Source organism: Rhizobium gallicum bv. gallicum R602sp, from assembly GCF_000816845.1.
GTDB lineage: Bacteria > Pseudomonadota > Alphaproteobacteria > Rhizobiales > Rhizobiaceae > Rhizobium > Rhizobium gallicum.
Genome location: NZ_CP006877.1, coordinates 2,088,901 through 2,109,771, shown reverse-complemented (window position 1 = coordinate 2,109,771; position 20,871 = coordinate 2,088,901). Strand labels below are relative to the sequence as shown.

Below are 20,871 nucleotides of genomic sequence, written 5' to 3'. Positions count from 1 at the left end.
GGGTTGATGTGCTAGGCAACGTCTAGTTTCCTGCAGGTCCACCGATGATTCCCGCCCAGAATGCCTCGGCAGGCGAGGGGGCGCCGCCGCGCTTCCGGCTGCTCAGCGCCCTGTCCTATTGCGCTCCGCTGACTGTCAACGGTGTCGTTCTTCCATTCTTTCCCGTCTGGCTCGCGTTCCACGAATTCACCGATCATGAAATCGGCATCATCCTGGCGGTGCCGATGGTGGCGCGCGTCCTCGTTGCGCCGATCATCGCCATGTACGCCGACCGAATGAAGGAGCGCGCCGACGTGTTGTTGTGGTCCGGCGGACTGTCGCTGCTGACGGCGGTCGCGCTCTGCTGGACGACAAATTTCTGGCCGGTCCTGATCGTTTTCAGCATGCAGGGGGCGACGTTTGCGCCCTATCTGCCGGTCGTCGAATCGATCGTCATTTCCGGCGTTCGCCGATGGGGACTCGACTACGGATCGATGCGCGTCTGGGGCTCGATCGCCTTCATCGCCTCGACCCTGATCGGCGGCGAGATGATCGGCTATTGGGGTGGCTCGATGGTGCTGCCGGTAATGATTTTCGGTTTCGTCACGACGGTGCTGATGGCGATCTACTGTCCGCGCATCGGGCCGACGCGCCGGCGCGGCACGCCGGTCGACATACCGGCTGCCACCGGCAGTTCGCTGCGGCAGCCGCATCTGCTGGTGCTGTTTTGGGGCGTGGCGATCCAGCAGTCGAGCCACGCGCTTCTTTATGCCTTCGCGTCGATTTATTGGCATCACCTCGGCTTTTCGGGAACGGAGGTCGGTATTCTCTGGAGTGCGGGCGTTGCTTCCGAAGTCATGGTGTTCTTCGTCTCGAAACATTTGAACCGCCGCTTCAACGCCTGGACGCTGATCCGTATCGGCTGCGCGGTCTGCATCTGCCGCTGGATCCTTTTCCCGATGCACTGGGGATTCGTTGGATTCTTCGTGCTGCAGTGTTTCCATGCCTGCAGCTTTGCCTTCGTGCATACCGGCGTGCAGAGGCGAATTGTGGCAACGGTACAGGAGACGCAGGAATCGTCGGCCCAGGGCGCCTATTTCTTCTATAACGGCATGTTCATGGGGCTGATGACGCTCGCCTCCGGCTACATCTATGCCTGGCTCGGCCTCGCAAGCTTCTACGTCATGGCACTCGTCGCGGTGGTGGGGATGTCTCTAGTCTTCGTCGCCTACTACCTTCAGCCCCAAAGGCTGGTCTCGGGCGGCCAGACAAGGGAAGCGGTGTAGCGCAGGCCGCCTTCCCGGTCGCGGGCAAGAAGCAGCGGACCGTCGAGATCGACGAATTCTGCGTCCTGCGCCAAGAGTACGGCGGGCGCCATTGCCAGCGATGTGCCCACCATGCAGCCGAGCATGATCTGGAAGCCGAGGCGCTGAGCTTCCCGTTTCATGACGATTGCCTCCGTCAGGCCGCCAGTCTTATCGAGCTTGATGTTGATCGCGTCGTAGCGGTCGCGCAGGCTTGCAAGATCGCCGGTATGATGGACGCTCTCGTCGGCACAGACGAGGACAGGGCGCGCGATGCCGGCAAGCATTTCGTCCCGGCCGGCGGGCAGCGGCTGCTCGACGAGGGCGATATTCATCTCGGAGGCGATGCGCAAGTGATGTTCCAGCGTTTCCTCGGGCCAGCCCTCGTTGGCATCGAGGATGATGGTGCTGTCAGGCGCGGCTTGGCGCACGGCGCGTATTCGGCTTTCATCGTCGCCCGTGCCAACCTTGACCTTGAGTAGCGCCCTTGCAGAATATTTGCGCGCTTGCGCTGTCATGACCTCCGGTTCGTCGAGCGAGATCGTGTAAGCGGTCGTGAGCGGCTTTGCGGACGCAAGCCCAATGCGTTCGGCAACGCTCTTTCCGCCGAGCTTGGCTTCGAGGTCCCATATGGCGCAATCGACGGCATTCCTCGCTGCGCCGGGCGGCAAGGCCGAAAGCAGCTCTTCGCCTGAAATGCCTTGCTCGATCAGCGGCCGGGCGGATTCGATCTGCGCGGCGACGCTTTCCATCGTCTCGCCATATCGTCGGTAGGGGACGCATTCGCCCCAGCCGCGCCTGCCGTTTTCCGTCAGAATGCAGGTGATGACGTCCGCAGATGTCTTTGCACCACGCGCAATCGTGAAAGTGCCCGCAATGGGGAAGGAATTCATCTGGATTTCGAGCGAGCGTGGCATAATTGCAATCCTGCGAGCATGGAAATTCTATGTGTCTTCGGTATATTGACGCGCCGGGCGTGAGCGATTTGTTCGCGAGTCGGCAATGTCGCCGCAAGCCTTGAAAGACACAAGCATTTTGAAGCCCGACACCCGCAAAGCCGCCTCACTGCACGTGGACGACCAAGCCGATGGTGGAGGACGCCGCGTTCATCTCGAAGGCAATTGGCGCAGCGCCAACATCCACCTCGTCCTCCACGACCTCGAGAAGGTTACCCGCGCTAAAGGTGATCTGACGCTCGACCTGTCGCGCGTCACGGATATTGACACGGCCGGTGTCTGGCTGCTTTGCCGGCTCAAGCTGCAGGAAAAAGCGGCCGGGCGGCAGGTTCGTTTTGAAGGCACCAATCCACACATCGACGAGATGATCGAGGAATTCTCCGAGAAACCGGAGGAGGAAGTGACTGAGGCTGCGATGAAAAGCGGCGTTGCCGAGCGCATCTTCGCGCCGGTCGGCAAGATGACCATGGACCTCTGGAATGACCTCACCGCCGCGATGTATATCCTGGGCTCGGCGGTGCGCGGTGCGCAGATGAAGTTCGGGCGTGGCAGCGGCGTTTCTCCGGCATCGATCGTCAACCAGATCGACCACATGGGCGTGCGCGCCGTTCCGATCATCCTTTTGATGTCGTTCCTGATCGGCGCGATCATCGCGCAGCAGGGCGCCTTCCAGCTCCGCTATTTCGGGGCCGAAGTCTTTGTCGTTGACCTCGTCGGCATCCTGCAGCTCCGCGAAATCGGCGTGCTCCTGACGGCGATCATGATCGCCGGTCGTTCGGGCAGCGCGATCACGGCCGAAATCGGCTCGATGAAGATGCGTGAGGAAGTCGACGCGCTGAAGGTCATGGGCCTCAATCCGGTGGGCGTGCTGATCTTCCCGCGGCTTGTGGCACTGACGGTGGCGCTGCCGCTTCTGACGGTGCTGGCGAACTTCGCCTCGCTGTTCGGCGCGGCTGCGGTCGCCTGGGCCTATTCCGGCATCACTTTCGCAACCTTCCTGTCGCGCCTGCACGAGGCGATCACGCTGTCGACGGTGCTCTCCGGCATGATCAAGGCGCCGTTCATGGCGCTCGTCATCGGTATTGTCGCGGCAGTGGAAGGTCTTAAGGTCGGAGGCAGCGCCGAATCGCTCGGCCAACACGTGACGGCTTCCGTGGTGAAGTCGATTTTCGTCGTCATCCTCATGGACGGGCTGTTCGCCATGTTCTATGCGGCCATCAATTTTTAAGGGTTCAGCGTGGACGGGCAGCAGTCAGATCAGGGTGAGAAGAAGGAGCGGGACATCGTGCTTTCGGCGCGGGACGTGACCGTCGGCTTCGGCCCGAAGATTGTGCTCGATAAGCTCAACCTGAATATCTACCGCGGCGAGATCCTAGGCTTCGTCGGGGCATCGGGTACCGGCAAATCGGTGCTGATGCGGACCATCTTGCGCCTTTTGCCGCGCCGCTCCGGCACGATCGAGATCCTGGGGCAGAATTTCGATAAGCTCGATGAAAACCAGCGCAACGCGCTCGACATGCGGCTCGGAGTGCTTTTCCAGCAGGGCGCGCTGTTTTCCTCGCTGACGGTGAGGGAGAATATACAGGTGCCGATGCGCGAATATCTGGATCTGCCGAAATCGCTCATGGACGAGTTGGCGCAGCTGAAGATCCGGCTTGTGGGTCTTGCTGCCGATGCGGCGGACAAGTATCCCTCCGAGCTTTCCGGTGGCATGATCAAGCGCGCTGCCCTTGCGCGGGCCTTGGCGCTCGATCCGGAACTGGTGTTCCTGGACGAGCCGACATCGGGCCTCGACCCGATCGGGGCTGCGGAATTCGATGAACTGATCGCCCGGCTGCGCGATACACTGGGGCTGACGGTCTACATGGTAACCCACGACCTAGACAGCCTGTTTTCCGTCTGCGACCGTATTGCCGTGCTTGGACACAAGCGAGTAATGGTTGAGGGAACGATCGACGACATGCTGGCCTATGACGATCCGTGGGTTCAGGCCTATTTCAAGGGCAAGCGCGCGCGCTCGATCGTGCCGCAAGAAGAAAAGGCTGCCAGCCGTGCCGAAAGCACTGGCAACAGCCGCGGGAAGTGACCGGAAAAGATGGAAACCAAAGCGAACTACACGATTGTCGGCTTTTTCACTGTTCTGGTGATCGCAGCCGCATTCGGCTTCGTCTACTGGATGGCCGAGTACGGACGCAGCGGTCCAATGGCGGAACTCGTCGTGCGCATTCCCGGATCGGCAAACGGTCTCAGCGTCGGGTCGCCGGTGCGTTTCAACGGCATCCAGGTGGGTTCGGTGACGTCGCTGTCGATCGATGCCGACGACCCGCAATATTCGCTGGCTTTCACCGAGGTGCGCGTCGATGCGCCGATCTATCCTTCCACCAGGGCCATCCTTGAAATCCAGGGCCTGACGGGCGCGGCCTATATCGAGCTTTCGGGCGGCAAGGTGGGTGAGGAGAATATACTGCAGAAGGCCATCGAGACCGGCAAGCGCGCCGTCATCGTCGCGGATCAATCGAGCGTGACGAACCTCCTGGCGACGGCCGACAGGATCCTCGACCGGGCGAACGATGCGGTGGGAGAGGTTCAGGGTTTTGTCCGCGACGCGCGCGGACCGCTGACGAAGACGCTGCAGAATGCCGAGACATTCTCCGACGCGCTGGCGAAGAACTCCGGCAACATCGATTCCTTCCTACAGAGCGTCGGCCAGCTTTCCGAAACAGTGCGCAACGTTTCTGGCAAGGTCGATTCTACGCTGGAGGCCGTCGAGGCGCTGGTGCGTGCGGTGGATGCGAAGAAGGTCGATACGATCCTCAGCAATGCCGAAAAGGTGAGCCGCGATATCGCGAATGCCTCCGGCGACCTGAAGGGTGCGATCCAGAGATTCAACGACACGGCGACGACATTCAACGATTTCGGCAAGAAGGCGCAGACGACGCTCGATCGCGTCGACACGCTGGTGGCGCAGATCGATCCCGCCAAGGTGAAGGGGTCGGTCGACGATATTGCGCAGGCGACGAAGGATGCGCGCGTCGCGGTCGCCTCCATTCGGGACGTCGCAAATACGGTTTCGGCGCGCCAGAAGGATATCGACCAGACGATCCAGGACGTCTCGCAGATGGCCAACAAACTGAACTCGGCTTCGACCCGCGTCGATGGCATCCTGATCAAGCTCGACGCGCTGTTCGGCACCGACAATTCGCAGTCGCTCTTTGCCGAAGCGCGCGCGACGCTCGAATCTTTCAAGAAGATGGCGGATAACCTCAACGCCCGGATCGGTCCGATCGCGGACAATCTGCAGCGATTCTCGAGCGGCGGCTTGCGCGACGTGCAGTCGCTCGTCGACGATGCCCGCCAGACCATGCAGAATCTCAACGGTGCGATCAGCAATTTCGATCAGAATCCGCAGCGGCTGATTTTTGGTGGCGATACGGTGAAACAATATGACGGCCGGACGCGCCGTTGACATGGATATTTGAGAAGTAGGGGTAATAAAATATGGCCGTATCGCATGTGTTGGCGCGCCGTTCATTGCTGGCAAGGACGGCGTTCCTTTTGCCGCTTATGGCACTGGCAGTGACCGGTTGCGGCACGGCGGCCAAGAACGATACCTTTGATCTTTCCGCCTCCGTCAGCGTCGATGGCCCGGCTGCCAAGCGCCGCCAGATCCTCGTGCCGGCGCCGACGGCGCTCAAGGCGCTGGACAGCGAACAGATCGTTGTTCGCGTTTCGCCCTCCGAAATCCAGTATCTGTCGCGTTCGCAATGGAGCGACAGGCTGCCCCGCATCGTGCAGTCGAAGCTGGTCGAGGCCTTCGAAAACTCCGGCAAGCTCGGTGGCGTCGGCAAGCCGGGGCAGGGCCTTGCGATCGACTACCAGGTCGTGACCGACATCCGCTCCTTCGAGATTGACAACAGCGCCGGCGGCCAGGCGGTCGTCGAAATTTCCGCGAATATCGTCAATGATCGCAATGGTACGGTCCGCGCCCAGAAGGTTTTTCGCGCGGCCGTTCCCGCCGCCGGCGGATCGAGCCAGGGTTACGTCAAGGCGCTCGACCGCGCATTTGCAGCGGTGACTGGCGAAATCGTCGATTGGACGCTGCGATCGATCTGACCGAGCCGGTTTTCTGGGCCGCCCGATTAGCCTTCGGTTCGGCGAAGACGCTCCATGTCGTAGTCGACCTCTCCATCATATGTCGCTGCTTGGGGCGACATATTCTCCACCCATTGATCTTTTCAAAGCTGGAGATGAGTTCGCCGAACTGGTGAAGATTGCGGATTATTCTTGCCGAGCGCCATCGATCTTCGCCTCGGAAGCATGGATGTGCTCGCCTGGAAACCGTGACGAGACGGCGCAGCTTATTGGCAAGAATTGCCAAAAGGTGTCGGGCTTCGCCTCCCCCATCTATCCAGCATTTGAATCACCGATCGGCGGCCCGGAATCCTTGCACATTGCGTCCGTGAAATGCTGTCGAAGATACGCTGGATCGAACGGATGGGTTCGACCCTGCAGTGATCTCAATCGTCATCATCGTCATAATAGGGGTCGCGATAGCGGCGCCGTTCGCGGCCACTCGGCCAGTCGTCGCGATATACCCGGTGGCGGACATAGCGCTGGCAAAAGCCGTCTTCGCAGTAGGTATCGACAATCCGCTCGCGCACGACGCCGCTGTTGGATGACCTGTTAGAGCTTGTGTTCGACGATTGGCTCCCTGCCTCCGCCATGCTGGTTGTCATCGCGGCGGCGACAAATATGACCAGTTGGACGCGCATAGATCTCTCCTTCCATGGCCATCACACTCAGTCATCAGGCCAGGGTGTGGTTGGACGATCCGTTATCCGCTTTGCTACGGAACGGTCCGCCCCGTCTGCTAAAAAGCACATGAAAAGGGCCGCCTTTCGGCGACCCTTCTGTAGCGATCGTCAGCTTTGCTTCCGTTAGCTCAGGCGGCCCGCGGCGTGGGCCAGCATCGTGTAGACCTTGCCGGTATCCGACGTCAGGTACGATTGCGTAATCGTCCGGTCGCGGTCAGTGCGGGCGACGTCTGCAAGCAATTTCTCGAAATCGGCGATATAGCGGTCGACGGCGGTGCGGAATTCCGGTTCGCGATCGTATTTGCGCTTGATCTCGTCGAAGGTCTGCTGGCCTTTCAGCGTGTAGAGGCGGCGGGTGAAGACGTCGCGTTCACCGCGTTGATAACGGCGCCACAGATCGACCGAGGCGTCGTGATCGATCGCGCGGGCGATATCGACCGAGAGCGAATTCAGCGATTCGACGACGTGGCGCGGATTGCGGGTATCGGCGCTGCGCTGCTGTGCCGGCGCGGGCTGGGCGCTCGGGGCTGCCGTGCGTGCAGCGGGCGCTTCCTCGGCGGCTTCATCGCGCGAGGCGCCGCGCAGCAGGTCGCTGATCCAGCCGCCGGTTTCCTGACGGGCAGGCGTCGCCGGTACAGGCGCGGCCCGCTGCGGCGCAGGGGCCGCCGGCGGCGCGATCGTGCCGCGAAGCGCAAAGCCGTCTTCGACGACGGGCTGGCGGGTGGGCGCCGGGCCAGGCTGCTGGGCCGCAGGCGCCGGGCGCGGAGCGGGTTGGGCCTGTGCGGCAGCGCGGGCGACCGGCTCGGAGACTTCAAGCTGCTGCGTGGAACGGCTGACGATCTGCGAAATATCCTGCAGCGCCTTGATCTGCTCGGCAACGGCACGGCGCATGGCGGCCGCACTCTCCTTGGCTTCTTCCGGAAGGTCGAATGCGCCGCGCTTCAATTCGCTGCGCGTCATGTCGAGTTCCTTGCGGATATCGCCGGCCGAACGGCGGATTTCGTCTGTGGCGCCGGAGAAGCGGGCAACCGCTTCCTCGACGGCTTCCCGAAGCGATTCGCGGAGCTGCTGGGCAGCACCGTCCGATGCGCGGCCTGCCTCGCCGAGCATTCGCTCGACATCGGAAAGCGACGCGGTCAGCCCGCCGCGTAGGCGGTTCACCAGGTCGTTCGAGCGACGTTCGGCATTGTCGAAGGTGCCTTCGATCGTTGCGTTCGCTTCTTCGCCTGCCTTGACGATCGAGCTGCGCATCGCCTCGGCGGCTGCCTCGGCGCGCTTTTCCGTCTCCGAAAGCACCCGGCCGATATCGGCGAAGGAGGATTGCACGCCCTGGCGCAGATTGCCGGTGACCTGGTTGGAGCGCTGCTCGGCACGCTCGAAGGCATTCTCGACCATGCCGGAGAGCGCACGCATCGTCTTTTCAATCTCTTCGGAACGTTGGACGAGGCCGACGGAGAGGCTCTGCAGCGCGCCTTCACGTTCCTCGAGTGTCGAGACGAGGTTCGACTGCGCGGCTGCGAGCAGGTCTGACGCTTGGCTTAGGACCTTCGAATGCTCGTCGAAGCGGCCGATGATGCCGCCGACCTGCGCCAGCGTTTGGCCCGATATGTCGGAGAGGCGGTCGACCTTTCCTTCAAGAAGACGGGTCGAGGCGGAAACCATCTCCGCCGCCTTCGACGCCGAATCGGTGAAGCGCGAGGTGGTCTCGCCGAGGCGGCCGTCGACAGTGGCAAGTTCTTCTGCCGCACTGTTCATCATCATCGCCATCGAGGCACTGTTTTCGGACAGGCGCTCGATGAGTGAGTTGACGTTGGCAAGCAGGCTCGTTTCAAGAGCATTGACCGCCGTGGAAGCGCTCTCGGTTCGGGCCGCGATCGCATTCGCCAGGACTGCGTTTTCGGCGCGCAGGCGGTCCGCACTCTGTTCGGCTGCGGCGGCGATGCGGGCCGCAGCCTCCTTGCCGGCTTCCGTGTAGCGCTCGATCATTGGATGCGCCGTTTCGTCGATCAGGCGCGAGAGCTCGGAAGAACGGCCGGCGAGCATGGAGTTGAGCTCGCGAGTGCGCTCGTCGAGCGTCGAGCGGATCGTATGGCCGCGAGCTTCGAGCGCCTTTTCGACATCGGTCAAGGTCGCATCGATTTCGCGTGCGCGCTCTTCCAGACCGGAGCGGATCGCGCTGCTGCGGGCTTCGAGAGCCCTGTCGACGTTCGACATGGTCGTGGCGATGCCCTCGCTGGCGCTTGCGATCGTCGAGCGGATTGCGTCACCGCGGCTCTCCAGCGACGATTGGGCCTCGGAGAGAGCCTGCGAAATGGCATTCACCTGGCCGCTGACGAGCGTTTCGGCTTCGGCGACCTTGTTGACGATCGCATTCCCCGCCTCGGAGAAGGTCTGGGCGACGGCGGCTGCCTGGCTCGCGAGGCGGTTCTGCGCTTCGGAAACGCGGCCGACGATCTGTTCGGAGCGCTCGTCCATGGCACGCGCGAACTCGCCGCTCTTCTGGTCGAGGCCCTCGGTGAACTGCTGGCCGGTGCGGGCCATCAGTTCGGCCGTGCGTGCGGCTTCGGCATCCATGCCCTGGGCAGCATCGGCAACGGCGCTGCGCAGCGTCGAGGCGAGGCCGGCGGCCTTGCCTTCGATCGTCTGATTGACGGCGTTGAGGCCAAGGCTGAGCGCCCGGTCCATGGTGGAGAGGCGTTCGTCGATATGCTCGCTGCCACGATGCATCGCTTGAGCAAGGTTTGCCGTGCGGTCGTCGATGGACGTCGCGAGATTTGCGGCACGATCGTCGATCGTCATCGTGAGATTTGCAGCCCGTTCATCGACAGCGGCAGTCAGAGCCGAAGTCCGCTCGCCAATCGCAGCTGCGAGACTTGCTGTGCGCTCATCGATTGCGCTGGCGAGGCTCGCCGTGCGCTCGTCGATCGCGCCGGTAAGCGTATCGCTCGTGCTTTCCAGGACGGTCGTAACCCGCAAGGCGGCATCGTCGCCGAGTTCGCGAAGTTGCGAAATGCTGTCGTTAAGTGTTTCCGTAAGCCGGCTGCCTGCGGCATCCACCTGCGTTGCGACACCGCCGACTCCGTCGCGGATGCGGTTTTCGAGAGCGGCAAGGCCAGCTTCGACGCGCGAACCGGTTTCAGCAAAACGGCCGGTCATGCCGTCTATCGACTGATCGAGGTGCATGGAGAAAGTTTCGGCCGAGCGCGAGATTTCGCTTGCCGCATCCTGGAAGCGGCCGGCGATCTGGCCGGCGCCTTCACGCAGGCGCTCTTCGAGCGACCTGGCGCTGCCGTCGATCGTCTGGCGGATGGAGGCTTCATGATCTTCCAGCGACATTTCGAGCATGCTGGCGCTTGCGGCGACCGAGGCGCCGATGGTCGTTGCCTGCTCGGACAGCGTATTGCTGAGCTGCGCATGGGCGTCGCTGAGCGAAAGGCTGATCGCGTTCGCACGGTCGTCCAGCGTTGCGCGGATGCGGTCATGGGCGGAGGCAAGGCTGCCGTCGATGCGGGCGGCAGCTTCGCTGGTGAGCGACTCCATGCGTGCGGCTGCTTCGCCCGTCAGCGACTCAAGGCGGTTGTTGCTGCTGGAGAGTGTCGAGGAGAGCGCCGCGACGTGTTCGCCGAGCGACCGTTCGAGCCGTTCCTGGTTGTCGGTATAGGCGCTGCGAATCCCCTCTGCCTTGTCGGTGAAGGCGCCGGCAACCCGCGCCTCAGCACCTGCAACGGTATCGAGGAGTGCGTTGGTGCGGGCTTCCAGCGCGCTGTCGAAGCGGCTCTGGCTATCGTCGAGCGATATGGCAAGCGCCATCGTTTTTTCGTCGAGGGTGTCGGCCAGGCGGTCGTGATTGCTCGAGAGCGCGCCGACGAGTGCGCTGCTGCGCTCCGCCATGACACCGTCGATGCGTTCATGGGCGGAATCCAGGGCCTGGGTGATCGCCGCGGCTCGCTGGGAGATTACGTTGTTGAGCTCGTCGGCGCGGCCGAATGCGGAGGTTATCTGCTCCGTGCCGGCGGACACGGCAGCCGTGAGGTCGGACGTGGTCGACAGCAGGGTCTCGCGGAATTCGGTCGAACGCGCCGCGAGATTGTTGTGGAGTTCGGACGTGCCGGTTGCGAGCGCTAGTGAAATTTCACCGGTGGCGTTCTGCAGAGCAGATGCCAGTTCGCTGGTGCGGCCCGAAAGATTCGCCTGCAGCTCAGAAGTGCCGGATGTCAGAGCCTCGGAAAGCTCGCTTTTGGCATTTTTGAGCGCGGAGGTCAGTTTGCCGGTGTGGCTCGAAAGGTTCGTCCGCAGATCGGTCGTGCCGGACGCCAGCGTCTCAGCAATTTCATCCTTTGCGCTCTGCAGCGCGAAGGTGAGCTCGCTGGTGCGGCCTGAAAGGCTGCCATGCAGATCGGAGACGCCTGAGGCGAGCACCTCAGAAATCTCGCCGCTTGCGGACTGCAAGGCAGAAGTGATCTCGCTGCTGCGGGCCGAAAGGCTGCCATGCAGCTCGGAAACGCCGGAGGCGAGCGCCTCGGAAATCCCCCCGCTTGCAGACTGCAGGGCAGAGGTGATCTCGCTGCTGCGGGCCGAAAGGGCGTTGGAGATTTCGTCGACCTTGCTACCGAGAGAGCTTTCGAGAACTTCCTGACCTGTACTCAGCGCAGTCGCCAACGCGAAGGATTGGTCGGTCATCGAGGCGCCAAGGCGCTCGATGCTTGAATTGAGGATGCCGTCGATCGATTCCGAGCCGCCGGCCAGCGTCTCGTTGATGCGCGCAAGGCTTTCCATCAGCTTGGTGTCAAGCGAACCAGCGCGCTTGTCGAAGGCGTTTGTGAATTCCGCCACGCGCTCATCGAACGCGGTCGACATCTGGGCGACGGTTGCCTGCAGGCGCTCGTCGAAGAAGCCGGAGCGCAGGTCGAGGTCCATGATGGCGTCGTCGGCGCTGGACTGCAGGCTCTGACGGAAGCTTGCGCTCTTATCGTCGAGCGACGCGTTGAGCTTGGCAAGTACGTCGTCGAGCGTGCCGGTGATTTCGCGTTCGCCACCGGTCAGACTTTCGTTGATTTCGCGGGTGCGGGCAATCAGGATTTCGTTCAGCTGGCGGGCGCGGTCGTTCAGCGCCGCATTCAGCTTCTCGGCGCTGCTGTCCATAGTAGAGGCACGCGTTTCGAACTGGCTGAGCAACTGCTCACCGCGATCATTGAGGTTGGAGGTGAGCGTCTCCAGGCGCGTGTCGAATTCGTGTGCCAGCGCAAAACCGGAGGAGGTCAGCGTCTGCAGCAGCGAGTCGGTCTTGGCTGCGAGAAGCGAGCCGAGCGACTGGATCGCCGTTTCCGATTTTTCCGTCAGCGTCGCAGCCCGGGTGTCGATCATCGATGCGAAGGCTTCGCCTGATGTCGCAAGGCGCACGGCGATCTCTTCCGTCGCGAGCGAAAGGTCTTCCTTCAGCTGGTCATGGACGCCGACGATCGAGCTGCGGATGCGCTCAGCGTGATTGACGATCGCTTCGCGCTCGGAGCCGAGTTCATGAACCAGGCCGCGCACGCGCAGTTCATTATCGGCATAGCTGCGCTCAAGCGCGTTAACTTCGGAGTGAACCAGGGTTTCGAGCTCCGAAGCGCGCGCGATCGTGCGCTCGATGCCTTCATTCATGGCGGAGACTTCACGGCGAACGGCTTGGCCGACCGTCATGATGCGTTCGGATGCGATTGTTTCCGGTTCGGAGAGACGCAGTGCCACTTCCGCCATGGAGCGGGCGGCGTTGCGCATGTCCTGAGCGCGCGAGATCATGATTGCGAAGGCATAGAACAGAAGCACCGGCACGATGATGCCGACGATGCCGGCAATGACGCCGGGGAGGGCCGCGAGATCGGCAACGGAACGGATCTGCAAGATCTGCGGCGAGTAGAGCAGGGCCATCAGGCCGACGCCACCGACGATCCACAGCAGCGAGAAGAGCGTGGCGTTGCGCACGGCTGAACGCGTCGAGCCGCCGTCCAGCGATTTCAGAATGGAGGCCGCCGTCATGCGGTTTGCATCGTTCGCCGCGGCCAGCGCCGGTGCGCGGGCCACCTGCTCGGTCCTGGAGCCGCGGCCGCGGCGGCGCTGGTTCTCATCCTGGTCCTGCTGATTGCTGCGGGCAGATGGCGTGTCGGACACTTTGGCCTCCGGGGCGTCAGGCGTTTTAGCGCCGCGAGACGGCGCCTTCTGCTGGCTAAAGTCGATCTGGAGAGCTTCGTCCAATGCTTTGAACGCCTTGTCCTCGATCGACTCGCTATACTTGTTGTTCGCCATTCGGTTACGCCTCGTTACATCTCAGCCGGTTCAGCCGCATTTCCCGGACAGTGCCGCGTCCGGGTTCCAACCTTTGCCTGACCTTCCCATCCGAGCTCACGGACGGATAAGCATGTCATTTCAGGGTAGATAGCCGCTTTTTCAAACGGACGGTATCAAAACATTACCACTATCCACTTGGCCAGCAAAGGCGCGTACCATAAACCTAGTCTACCAGTATCGTAGTGACACATCCGGGCTTCCGAGACAATTAATGAAGCCTTGCTAATCACCATCCGTTAATCCGTTGTTAACATAATTTAACGCAGGCGGACGACGAAAAACCAATAATTTAGGGGCGTTAAGCGATTGTTAACCATAGCGGTAGAATCCCGTCCTCAATGTGCCAGAATTTAACGCGATCGCCACTCTCCAACCGCAGTGTGAATCCACCTGCGGGGTAAAGACGGGAGAATTGGCACATGGCAGCAGTCAGTATTGCGTTCGAGGCGCCGGATAATTCAAACGGGCCTTGCCCCTCGAAGGGTCGCCCGATCGACCTTGTTCATCTGGCAAAGCAGACGATGGGCGACAAGGCGCTTGAAGTCGAGGTCCTGAAGATATTTGCGCGCCAGGCACGCGCCTGCCTGCAGGAGGTTTCGTCAGGCGATGCAAGGAAGATACTAGCCGCTGCCCACCGGCTGAAAGGGGCGGCGAGCGCGGTGGGGGCCTTCCAGGTATCCGAAGCGGCAGACATGCTCGAGAACAATTGCGGCGATGCAGCGTGCATGGCCGCGGTCGGAGCCGCCGTCGTCGAAGCCGAAAATTTCATTCTCAAGCTCAGCCGCTAGAGCTGAGCATTTTAAGCCACTCGGCCCGCTGCTCCATTCCGGAACAGCGGGTCTTTTTGTGGCCAGCGGTATGACGCAAATGGAAAAGCCCGTCGCTTTTAAATATGGAATGAAACCGTGAAGGCAGTCGATGTTGACTGCCCATCGGATTTGTTGGAAGAAAAATTTCGATCCTCCCTCTTCATGTAATACCGGAAAGCATCATGCCCAAACTGACTATCGTTGCCTTCGACGGCACGCGCTTCGATCTGGATGTCGATCAAGGCTCCACCGTGATGGAGAATGCCGTGCGCAACTCGGTGCCAGGCATAGAAGCCGAGTGCGGCGGCGCATGCGCGTGTGCGACCTGTCATGTCTATGTCGACGAAGAATGGACCGAGCGCGTCGGCCCGCCGGAAGCGATGGAAGAAGACATGCTCGACTTCGCCTTCGATGTCCGCCCGACTTCGAGGCTTTCGTGCCAGATCAGAATGAAGGCGGCGCTCGACGGACTTATCGTCCAGGTGCCCGAGCGCCAGGCCTGAGGGGCGCAAAAAAAGCCTCGCGCGCCGGATGACGTGCGAGGCGAGGCGGGCGCATAACCATCGGGCGAGGGAGGACCGCCCGCGGCTTAGAACGCGCCAGGAGAACCAATTACAGAAGATCAGGTCAATCCCACCTGAACTTCCGAATGTGTTCATATTAGCGCGTGCGGGTTGAGTCGCATATCGCTAATTTTCATCATTAACAGGCTTTGGAGGGGGAAGGATTCGCATAGGTTTCGTTGCTCAGCTAACGATATTTCGTGCTTGTTGCGAAAATTGGGTTATTTTTCGCTGCCGGACGAGCTGATTCGTCTGTTGAGCAAGCGCATCATCCTGCTCTGAAAGTTGACTGCCTCGATGCGGTCGAAACGCGCCTGCAACCTGTCGTGTTCTTCTATTCCGCGATTAGATTCTTCCGTGACAAGCTCCTGCATGGCTCCGCAGCTGCGCTGGGCAGGCAGTGCGAGAATCCGTCGCTCCATGAGACGTGCTTGTGTGCGGGCGATTTCCGCGTGCCGCTCCTCATGCCTTTTGATGTCGCTCGAAAGTGCATCCCAGATCGTCGACAGCTGTTTGCTGGCGCCGTTGCGGTTTCGCCAGCGCGGCAGGATGATCTGCGTGTGAACGGTCACCTTTGCGCTGGCGATGCGGCAGCGGCCGTTGCTCTGCACGTAGGTCGCCTCGCCGCCGAAGCGGATTTTCGTCGCGCCGGGGTGACGCGCGGAGGAGCCGCTCGCCGTCGGCCCGCGGCGGCTCAGTTCCTCATCGAGCTCGCCGGCACTCTTTCCGCGGATGTCGAAATAGGAGTAGCTTTTGGTCGCAACGACTTGAGCCGAGGCGGGAATGCAGAGGGCAGCCGTCATGGAAAAAGCAAGGACGAAACGCATATAACGCGATGCGGAAGGCATTCTTGACGCTACCCGTGTTGAAGTTCGGCGGAGCTTGGGGCATAGCCACCGCGAGCGCAATACAGGGCGTCGGCTTTTTTTATTATCAATGGGATATACCCCGATGCTACAGCTTCGAAGCAGTTTCTGGCGCGTGGCGCATGGCCGCGAAATAGAACTCGGGCCGCGCGGCATAATCATGGCGATCATCAATGTGACGCCGGATTCCTTTTCGGATGGCGGACGCTACGAAAGCGTGGATGCGGCGGTCGAGCATGCCCTTCAGTCCGTCAGCGAGGGTGCCGCGATTATCGACATCGGCGGGGAGTCGACACGCCCGGGTGCTGCCGAAGTCAGCCCTGCGGAAGAGCAGTCCCGCGTGCTGCCGGTGATCGAGGCTTTGCGCGGCAGGAGCGATGCGCTGATTTCGATCGACACCTACCGCGCGGAGACGGCGCGGCTCGCTGTCGGGGCCGGCGCGCATATTATCAACGACGTCTTCGGATTGCAGAAGGAGGCGGAGATCGCGAGGGTTTCGACCGATACCGGCGCCGGGCTCTGCCTCATGCATACAGGCCGCGAACGCGAGAAGCTTCCGGACGTGATTGCGGACCAGTATCATTTCTTGGTCCGCTCCCTAGAGATCGCCGCGGAAGCAGGCGTCATGCGCGAGCGGATCGTGCTCGATCCGGGCTTCGGCTTTGCCAAGGATGCCGACGAGAACCTAGAGCTGATGGCGAGGTTTACCGAATTGCAGCGTTTCGGATTGCCGCTGCTGGCGGGCACGTCGCGAAAGCGCTTCGTCGGTACGGTCACAGGACGGGATGCGGCTGAGCGCGACGTTGCGACGGCGGCGAGCAGCGCACTGCTCAGGCTACAGGGTGCCGCGGTTTTCCGTGTGCACAATGTCGCAATCAACAGGGATGCGCTAGCGGTCGCGGATGCTATGCTGGCGGCGCGCCGGGATTTCGAGCAAAGAGAAGGCTGATGGGCACGAAATATACAATCACGTTGCAGAATTGCGCGTTCTTTGCGCGTCACGGGGTTCACGACGAAGAGGAGTTTCTCGGCCAGCGGTTCTTCGTCGATGCCGAGCTCGACGTCGTCGCGGCGGGGGCGCTCGAAAGCGACTCGATCGACGATACCGTGAATTACGGGATTGCCTTCACCGTGATAGAGGAGATCGTCACCGGCAGGCGCCGCAATCTGATCGAAGCGCTGGCGCTCGATATCGCCAAGGGCCTCTGCGGAAAGTTTCATCAGATCAGGCGCGCCAAGATCACGGTGCGCAAGCCGAATGCGCCAGTGCCCGGCGTCCTGGATTTCGTACAGGTGAGCGTTGAACACTTTGCCGGCTGAACGTTTCAGGCCCGCCACGCTCGGTCTCGGCGGCAATCTCGGCGATCCCGTGAAATCGATGGCTGCCGCCCTGCGGAAGCTCGACGGGCGTGACGATTGCCGGCTCACCGCCGTGTCGCGGCTCTACCGCACGCCGCCCTGGGGCAAGACGGACCAGTCCATCTTCTTCAATGCATGCGCGGCACTCGACACGTTGCTCGAACCGGAAGCGTTGCTCGACGTCTGTCTCGGCATCGAGCGCGACATGAAACGCGAGCGCATCGAGCGTTGGGGACCGCGAACGCTCGACATTGATCTGCTGACATTCGACGATATCGAACAGGGGGCACCGAGACTGGAACTGCCGCATCCGCGCATGACCGAGCGAGGCTTCGTTCTGATGCCGCTTGCAGACTTTGCCGCGGACCTCGTCGTCAAGGGCCGCACCGTCGCGGATTGGCTTTCCCGAGCAGATATCCAAGGCATCGAGATCGCCGATTCCGATCGCGAGTGGTGGCGCAGCGCCTGAAATGAAAAAGCGGCGCAAAATCGGCCGCTTGGGATAACTGCCTATCGTACAGGTCCTACTCGACGGAGCCGACCGTCATTTCATCGATCTGGCGGGTCAGGGTGAGGCCGATCACCGGGACCATGCGATCCTCGACCTTTACCGACACGGTGACGTTCATCGTCTTGTCGTCGCGGACGCGGGCGATCATCGCGCCGTTCAGCTTGGCGCGGTTCAGGCCGACGACGACCGTGTCCTGTGTGACGGTGCCCGAGACGACATCGAGACCCTTACCGGCGGCGCCATCAAGGAATTTGCCCTTATAGCCGCCGCGCGACTGGGTGATGAGGGCGGACATTGGCTGTTTGAACACGCCAACGCGACAAGAACCGTCGAGCTTGATGCCGGCGCCGCCGTCGCTCACGGCAGAACCGATGAGGTTGCAGCTAAATTTCGTGCCCTTGTATTTGCCGGCGACGATTTCGCCCGGACCCCTCCAGTTGCCCGCAACAGACTCGAAGAAAGCCTTGTCGCGGGTTGCGGCGGTCGCAGCAGGGGCAATATCGGCCGCCGGAGACAATGCCGCGGCGACGAGCCCGCATACGAAGAGAACTTTGCGCGAATACATGGATTTTCCTTGGCAAACACCACCCGTTACTAGCCTGGAGTTTTGCCGAATAATGGTTAATGCTTGGTTTCCAATGCGCCGAAATGCACGGAAACGAAGGGCATGGCGAAGGCTCGCCAAATTCAATTCATTTTGCCAGTGCCATGAATTTCCTGTGTTTTGCAATTCCCTCCGTTACGGAAGGCGCCAGGTGCGAAAATGTTTATTTGCGACCGGTGCGCGGCACTACGGAGGGCGCCAGATCGCCGATGAAGTCGCCGATTCCCGGCCGCTTCAATGCGCGGAACGCAAGCGGACGGCACAGATCCATCGCAGCTATGCCGATACGGGCCGTCATCAACCCGTTGATAATGCCTTCGCCGAACCTGGCCGAGAGCTTGGAGGCAAGGCCGTGGCCCAGGACCTGTTGCACGAGGCTGTCGCCGACGGCGATCGAGCCGGTGACGGCGAGATGCGCGAGAACGTCCCGCATCAGGCGAATCATCCCAAGCGTGCCCGGCCTGCCGCCATAAAGCTCGGCCATGGCGCGGATCAGGCGCGAGGCTTCGAAAAGCACGTAGAGCAGATCGACGATCGCGCGCGGGCTGACAGCGGTGACGATCGAAACACGCTTCGATGAATTGACGATCAACGCTCTTGCCTGGCGGTCCAGAGGCGCCAGCAATTCGCGTTCGGCGAGTGCGACGAGATGCGGCGCGTCGATGATGTCGCCTTCGGCGGCTTTCAAGGTTGCGCGGCCCTTGGCGGTTTCCGGCTTTCCGGCAAGCAGGCTTGAAAGGCTCTTCACCAGGGCGCGTGCCTTGGCGGGCTTCGTCTCCAGTACGGCGGCCTCCGCCTCGGCCTTGATCGTCTGCACCGCCGCGAGCCGCATTATACCCGCCGTTTCGCGGATCACGATGGCGACGACGGCGAGGATGCCGATCGCGAGCGCCGCCAGCGCCGTGTAACCAAGCCAGTCGGCGCGGGAAAAGAGGTCGCGGATCAGGCTGTCGGTCCACAGGCCGAAGGCGAGCGAAAGCAGGACGCCGAAAGCAGTTAGTGCGATCTTGGCAAAGGAGGTGCGCCGTTTGCGCGGCCCTGCGACCGGCAAGGGGGCGATATCCTTGTCCGAATTGATGAAGGGGTCGTCTTCGTCCGATGTGAGAACGATTTCGCCGCCGAAGCTTGCCGGCTTGCGGGCCTCCTGCTTCCTGTCCGTCTCGACGGGTCGCGGATCGTCCTCATAGGCAAAGGCGGCCGGTGTGCGGCTGGGCCGGTCCGAATCTCCAGAAGCGGGTTTGCTCATGCGAGGCGGTCTCCAAACAGAAACTGCATGGCCCGGTCGAGCCGGATATGCGGGACCGAAAGCTTGATGCCGCTGCCGGTTTCCTCGAGCTGCGGCGGCCGGAAGCGCACAATGTTCACATCCGGCAATTGGACATCGCGGCTGGCAGATTCAATGCCGTCGAACAGTCTTTCGGGGTCTTGCGGAAGGTCGCCCGGGAAGATCGCCGTCTTCCTCATGCCGTCGAAGCGCTCGCCGGCGATCGTTTCGCCATCGATGGGCGTGCCGACGATCACCGGCAGATCGTGGCCGTCGCGATTGACGGTCGCCTCCCGCGTGGCGCGCACCGAGGCAAGCGCCATGACGTCGATGCCGGCGCCTGTCATTCCGATCCGGTGGATGGCGCGCTCGACAAGGCGGCGCGTCAGCGCATCGAGGCGGTCGTGGCTTTCGTGGTGCAGATGATCGGCTTTCGTGGCGGCCACGAGAACGCGGTCGATCCGGCGGCCGAGGAGCGACGAAAGCAGTGAGTTCGTACCGGGACGGAAGCAGGCAAGCACATCCGTCAACGCGCGCTCCAGATCCTGGATCGCCTCCGGGCCGCGGTTCATTGCCTGCAGCGCGTCGACGAGAACGATCTGGCGGTCGAGCCGGGCAAAATGTTCGCGGAAGAAGGGTTTGACGACGACGGATTTGTAGGCCTCGTAGCGGCGCTCCATCATCGCCCAAAGCGAACCTTTGGGCGGTTTGCCTTCGGAAGGCAACGCGAGCGGCGCGAAGGTGAGCGCGGGGGAACCTTCAAGGTCGCCGGGAAGCAGGAAGCGGCCGGGCGGCAATGTCGACAGCGAGCGCTCGTCGGCCTTGCAGGCTTTCAGGTAATCGGTGAAATCCGTCGCGAGATCGCGCGCCTGCATCTCATCGGCGGGCGCCTTGACATCGCTCGCTACGGTCAGTGCCATCCAGCCGCGAGAAAGTTCCGCGCGGATGCCGCTGCGGGCGAGCGCCAGCGTCTCCTCGCTGAAGGTCCGGTAGTCCTTGCCCAGCAGCGGTAGATCAAGCAGCCACTCTCCGGGATAATCGACGATATCGATCGAGAGACGGCCGGGCGAGAACAGGCGGTTCCAGCCACTGGCGCTCTGATAATCCAGCGTGATGCGCAGTTCGGATATGGCGCGGGTCGAATCCGGCCAGACGCGGTCCTTCACCAGCGCCCGGATATGATCCTCGTACTGGAAACGTGGCACGGCGTCATCCGGCTGATGTTCCAGTCGCACGGCCGACACCCGGCCGGACTGAACCGGCTCGAAAAGCGGCAGCCGTCCGCCATGCAGCAAATTATGGACGAGGGACGAGATGAAGACCGTCTTACCGGACCGGGAAAGCCCGGTGACGCCGAGGCGGATAGTCGGTTTGACGAGACTCGAGGCGCGGTCTGCGAGGTTGTCGAGCGCGATACGCGCGTCGCCGGTAAGGGATGTCAGGCTTGGCGGCAAGGCGGAATTCCGATTGTCAGTGCTCAAGCATATAGGACGTGGATGCTGTCCGAAAAAGAAG

General features: G+C 61.9%; 17 protein-coding genes. 10 read left to right on the top strand and 7 right to left on the bottom strand.

Annotated features, from left to right (window positions below; genetic code table 11):
• Window positions 1-44: 44 nt before the first annotated feature.
• Window positions 45-1,265, top strand: coding sequence for an MFS transporter (locus RGR602_RS10540; RefSeq protein ID WP_039845059.1), 1,221 nt, complete (start codon window positions 45-47; stop codon window positions 1,263-1,265).
• Here the strand turns inward: RGR602_RS10540 and dgcA are convergent.
• On the bottom strand, window positions 1,217-2,200 hold the full coding sequence (gene dgcA / locus RGR602_RS10535; protein ID WP_039845058.1) for an N-acetyl-D-Glu racemase DgcA: 984 nt from the start codon (window positions 2,198-2,200) through the stop codon (window positions 1,217-1,219). The genes RGR602_RS10540 and dgcA overlap by 49 nt on opposite strands.
• Before the next feature lie 100 nt (window positions 2,201-2,300).
• Here dgcA and RGR602_RS10530 point away from each other — a divergent pair, with 100 nt between their 5' ends.
• Genes RGR602_RS10530 through RGR602_RS10515 form a run of 4 tightly spaced genes read left to right on the top strand, consistent with a single transcriptional unit; the run spans window position 2,301 to window position 6,352 of the window.
• Window positions 2,301-3,467, top strand: coding sequence for an ABC transporter permease (locus RGR602_RS10530; RefSeq protein WP_223844008.1), 1,167 nt, complete (start codon window positions 2,301-2,303; stop codon window positions 3,465-3,467).
• Between the two features lie 9 nt (window positions 3,468-3,476).
• Entirely contained in the window at window positions 3,477-4,325 is an 849-nt protein-coding gene (locus RGR602_RS10525; RefSeq protein WP_039845056.1) for an ABC transporter ATP-binding protein, read from the top strand.
• 9 nt (window positions 4,326-4,334) lie between these two features.
• A complete protein-coding gene (locus RGR602_RS10520) occupies window positions 4,335-5,705 on the top strand; it encodes an MlaD family protein (protein WP_039845055.1) in 1,371 nt (456 codons plus the stop codon).
• Between the two features lie 32 nt (window positions 5,706-5,737).
• Window positions 5,738-6,352 (top strand): ABC-type transport auxiliary lipoprotein family protein, encoded by a 615-nt coding sequence (locus RGR602_RS10515; protein WP_039845054.1) that lies wholly within the window; start codon window positions 5,738-5,740, stop codon window positions 6,350-6,352.
• Window positions 6,353-6,756: 404 nt separating this feature from the next.
• Here the strand turns inward: RGR602_RS10515 and RGR602_RS10510 are convergent, their stop codons facing one another.
• Window positions 6,757-7,011 (bottom strand): hypothetical protein, encoded by a 255-nt coding sequence (locus RGR602_RS10510; RefSeq protein WP_039845053.1) that lies wholly within the window; start codon window positions 7,009-7,011, stop codon window positions 6,757-6,759.
• Between the two features lie 165 nt (window positions 7,012-7,176).
• Complete coding sequence (locus RGR602_RS10505; RefSeq protein ID WP_039845052.1) at window positions 7,177-13,338, bottom strand: apolipoprotein A-IV repeat region-like domain-containing protein; 6,162 nt, start codon at window positions 13,336-13,338, stop codon at window positions 7,177-7,179.
• A 461-nt stretch (window positions 13,339-13,799) separates the two neighbouring features.
• Between RGR602_RS10505 and RGR602_RS10500 the strand changes: the two genes are divergently transcribed.
• Together RGR602_RS10500 and RGR602_RS10495 are read left to right on the top strand one after the other, a co-directional pair.
• Window positions 13,800-14,168 (top strand): Hpt domain-containing protein, encoded by a 369-nt coding sequence (locus RGR602_RS10500; RefSeq protein WP_039845051.1) that lies wholly within the window; start codon window positions 13,800-13,802, stop codon window positions 14,166-14,168.
• A gap of 203 nt (window positions 14,169-14,371) precedes the next feature.
• On the top strand, window positions 14,372-14,692 hold the full coding sequence (locus tag RGR602_RS10495) for a 2Fe-2S iron-sulfur cluster-binding protein (protein WP_039845050.1): 321 nt from the start codon (window positions 14,372-14,374) through the stop codon (window positions 14,690-14,692).
• Window positions 14,693-14,973: 281 nt separating this feature from the next.
• Here RGR602_RS10495 and RGR602_RS10490 read toward each other — a convergent pair whose 3' ends face one another.
• A complete protein-coding gene (locus RGR602_RS10490) occupies window positions 14,974-15,600 on the bottom strand; it encodes a DUF922 domain-containing Zn-dependent protease (RefSeq protein ID WP_039845049.1) in 627 nt (208 codons plus the stop codon).
• Between the two features lie 103 nt (window positions 15,601-15,703).
• Between RGR602_RS10490 and folP the strand changes: the two genes are divergently transcribed.
• The 3 genes from folP to folK are packed head-to-tail and all read left to right on the top strand — an operon-like array spanning window position 15,704 to window position 17,446.
• On the top strand, window positions 15,704-16,567 hold the full coding sequence (gene folP / locus RGR602_RS10485) for a dihydropteroate synthase (RefSeq protein ID WP_039845048.1): 864 nt from the start codon (window positions 15,704-15,706) through the stop codon (window positions 16,565-16,567).
• A complete protein-coding gene (folB, locus tag RGR602_RS10480) occupies window positions 16,567-16,938 on the top strand; it encodes a dihydroneopterin aldolase (protein ID WP_039845047.1) in 372 nt (123 codons plus the stop codon). The genes folP and folB overlap by 1 nt, the downstream gene beginning before the upstream one ends.
• A 58-nt stretch (window positions 16,939-16,996) precedes the next feature.
• On the top strand, window positions 16,997-17,446 hold the full coding sequence (folK, locus tag RGR602_RS10475) for a 2-amino-4-hydroxy-6-hydroxymethyldihydropteridine diphosphokinase (protein ID WP_246703906.1): 450 nt from the start codon (window positions 16,997-16,999) through the stop codon (window positions 17,444-17,446).
• A gap of 55 nt (window positions 17,447-17,501) precedes the next feature.
• Here the strand turns inward: folK and RGR602_RS10470 are convergent, their stop codons facing one another.
• The 3 genes from RGR602_RS10470 to RGR602_RS10460 all read right to left on the bottom strand — a co-directional run bounded on the left by RGR602_RS10470 (window position 17,502) and on the right by RGR602_RS10460 (window position 20,810).
• Complete coding sequence (locus RGR602_RS10470) at window positions 17,502-18,053, bottom strand: hypothetical protein (RefSeq protein WP_039845045.1); 552 nt, start codon at window positions 18,051-18,053, stop codon at window positions 17,502-17,504.
• Window positions 18,054-18,255: 202 nt separating this feature from the next.
• Window positions 18,256-19,338, bottom strand: a complete 1,083-nt coding sequence (locus RGR602_RS10465; protein ID WP_039845044.1) for a YcjF family protein — start codon at window positions 19,336-19,338, stop codon at window positions 18,256-18,258.
• Window positions 19,335-20,810 (bottom strand): YcjX family GTP-binding protein, encoded by a 1,476-nt coding sequence (locus tag RGR602_RS10460; RefSeq protein WP_039845043.1) that lies wholly within the window; start codon window positions 20,808-20,810, stop codon window positions 19,335-19,337. Before RGR602_RS10460 ends, RGR602_RS10465 begins: the two co-directional genes overlap by 4 nt.
• Between the last annotated feature and the right edge of the window lie 61 nt (window positions 20,811-20,871).

Bases quoted from the DNA above. Each gene is read 5' to 3' on its own strand.
- RGR602_RS10500 (WP_039845051.1), top strand. From the start codon at position 13,800: ATGGCAGCAGTCAGTATTGCGTTCGAGGCGCCGGATAATTCAAACGGG.
- RGR602_RS10510 (WP_039845053.1), bottom strand. From the start codon at position 7,011: ATGCGCGTCCAACTGGTCATATTTGTCGCCGCCGCGATGACAACCAGC.
- RGR602_RS10470 (WP_039845045.1), bottom strand. From the start codon at position 18,053: ATGTATTCGCGCAAAGTTCTCTTCGTATGCGGGCTCGTCGCCGCGGCA.
- RGR602_RS10540 (WP_039845059.1), top strand. From the start codon at position 45: ATGATTCCCGCCCAGAATGCCTCGGCAGGCGAGGGGGCGCCGCCGCGC.
- folP (WP_039845048.1), top strand. From the start codon at position 15,704: ATGCTACAGCTTCGAAGCAGTTTCTGGCGCGTGGCGCATGGCCGCGAA.
- RGR602_RS10490 (WP_039845049.1), bottom strand. From the start codon at position 15,600: ATGCCTTCCGCATCGCGTTATATGCGTTTCGTCCTTGCTTTTTCCATG.
- RGR602_RS10505 (WP_039845052.1), bottom strand. From the start codon at position 13,338: ATGGCGAACAACAAGTATAGCGAGTCGATCGAGGACAAGGCGTTCAAA.
- RGR602_RS10520 (WP_039845055.1), top strand. From the start codon at position 4,335: ATGGAAACCAAAGCGAACTACACGATTGTCGGCTTTTTCACTGTTCTG.
- RGR602_RS10495 (WP_039845050.1), top strand. From the start codon at position 14,372: ATGCCCAAACTGACTATCGTTGCCTTCGACGGCACGCGCTTCGATCTG.
- RGR602_RS10515 (WP_039845054.1), top strand. From the start codon at position 5,738: ATGGCCGTATCGCATGTGTTGGCGCGCCGTTCATTGCTGGCAAGGACG.
- folB (WP_039845047.1), top strand. From the start codon at position 16,567: ATGGGCACGAAATATACAATCACGTTGCAGAATTGCGCGTTCTTTGCG.
- RGR602_RS10465 (WP_039845044.1), bottom strand. From the start codon at position 19,338: ATGAGCAAACCCGCTTCTGGAGATTCGGACCGGCCCAGCCGCACACCG.
- folK (WP_246703906.1), top strand. From the start codon at position 16,997: ATGGCTGCCGCCCTGCGGAAGCTCGACGGGCGTGACGATTGCCGGCTC.
- dgcA (WP_039845058.1), bottom strand. From the start codon at position 2,200: ATGCCACGCTCGCTCGAAATCCAGATGAATTCCTTCCCCATTGCGGGC.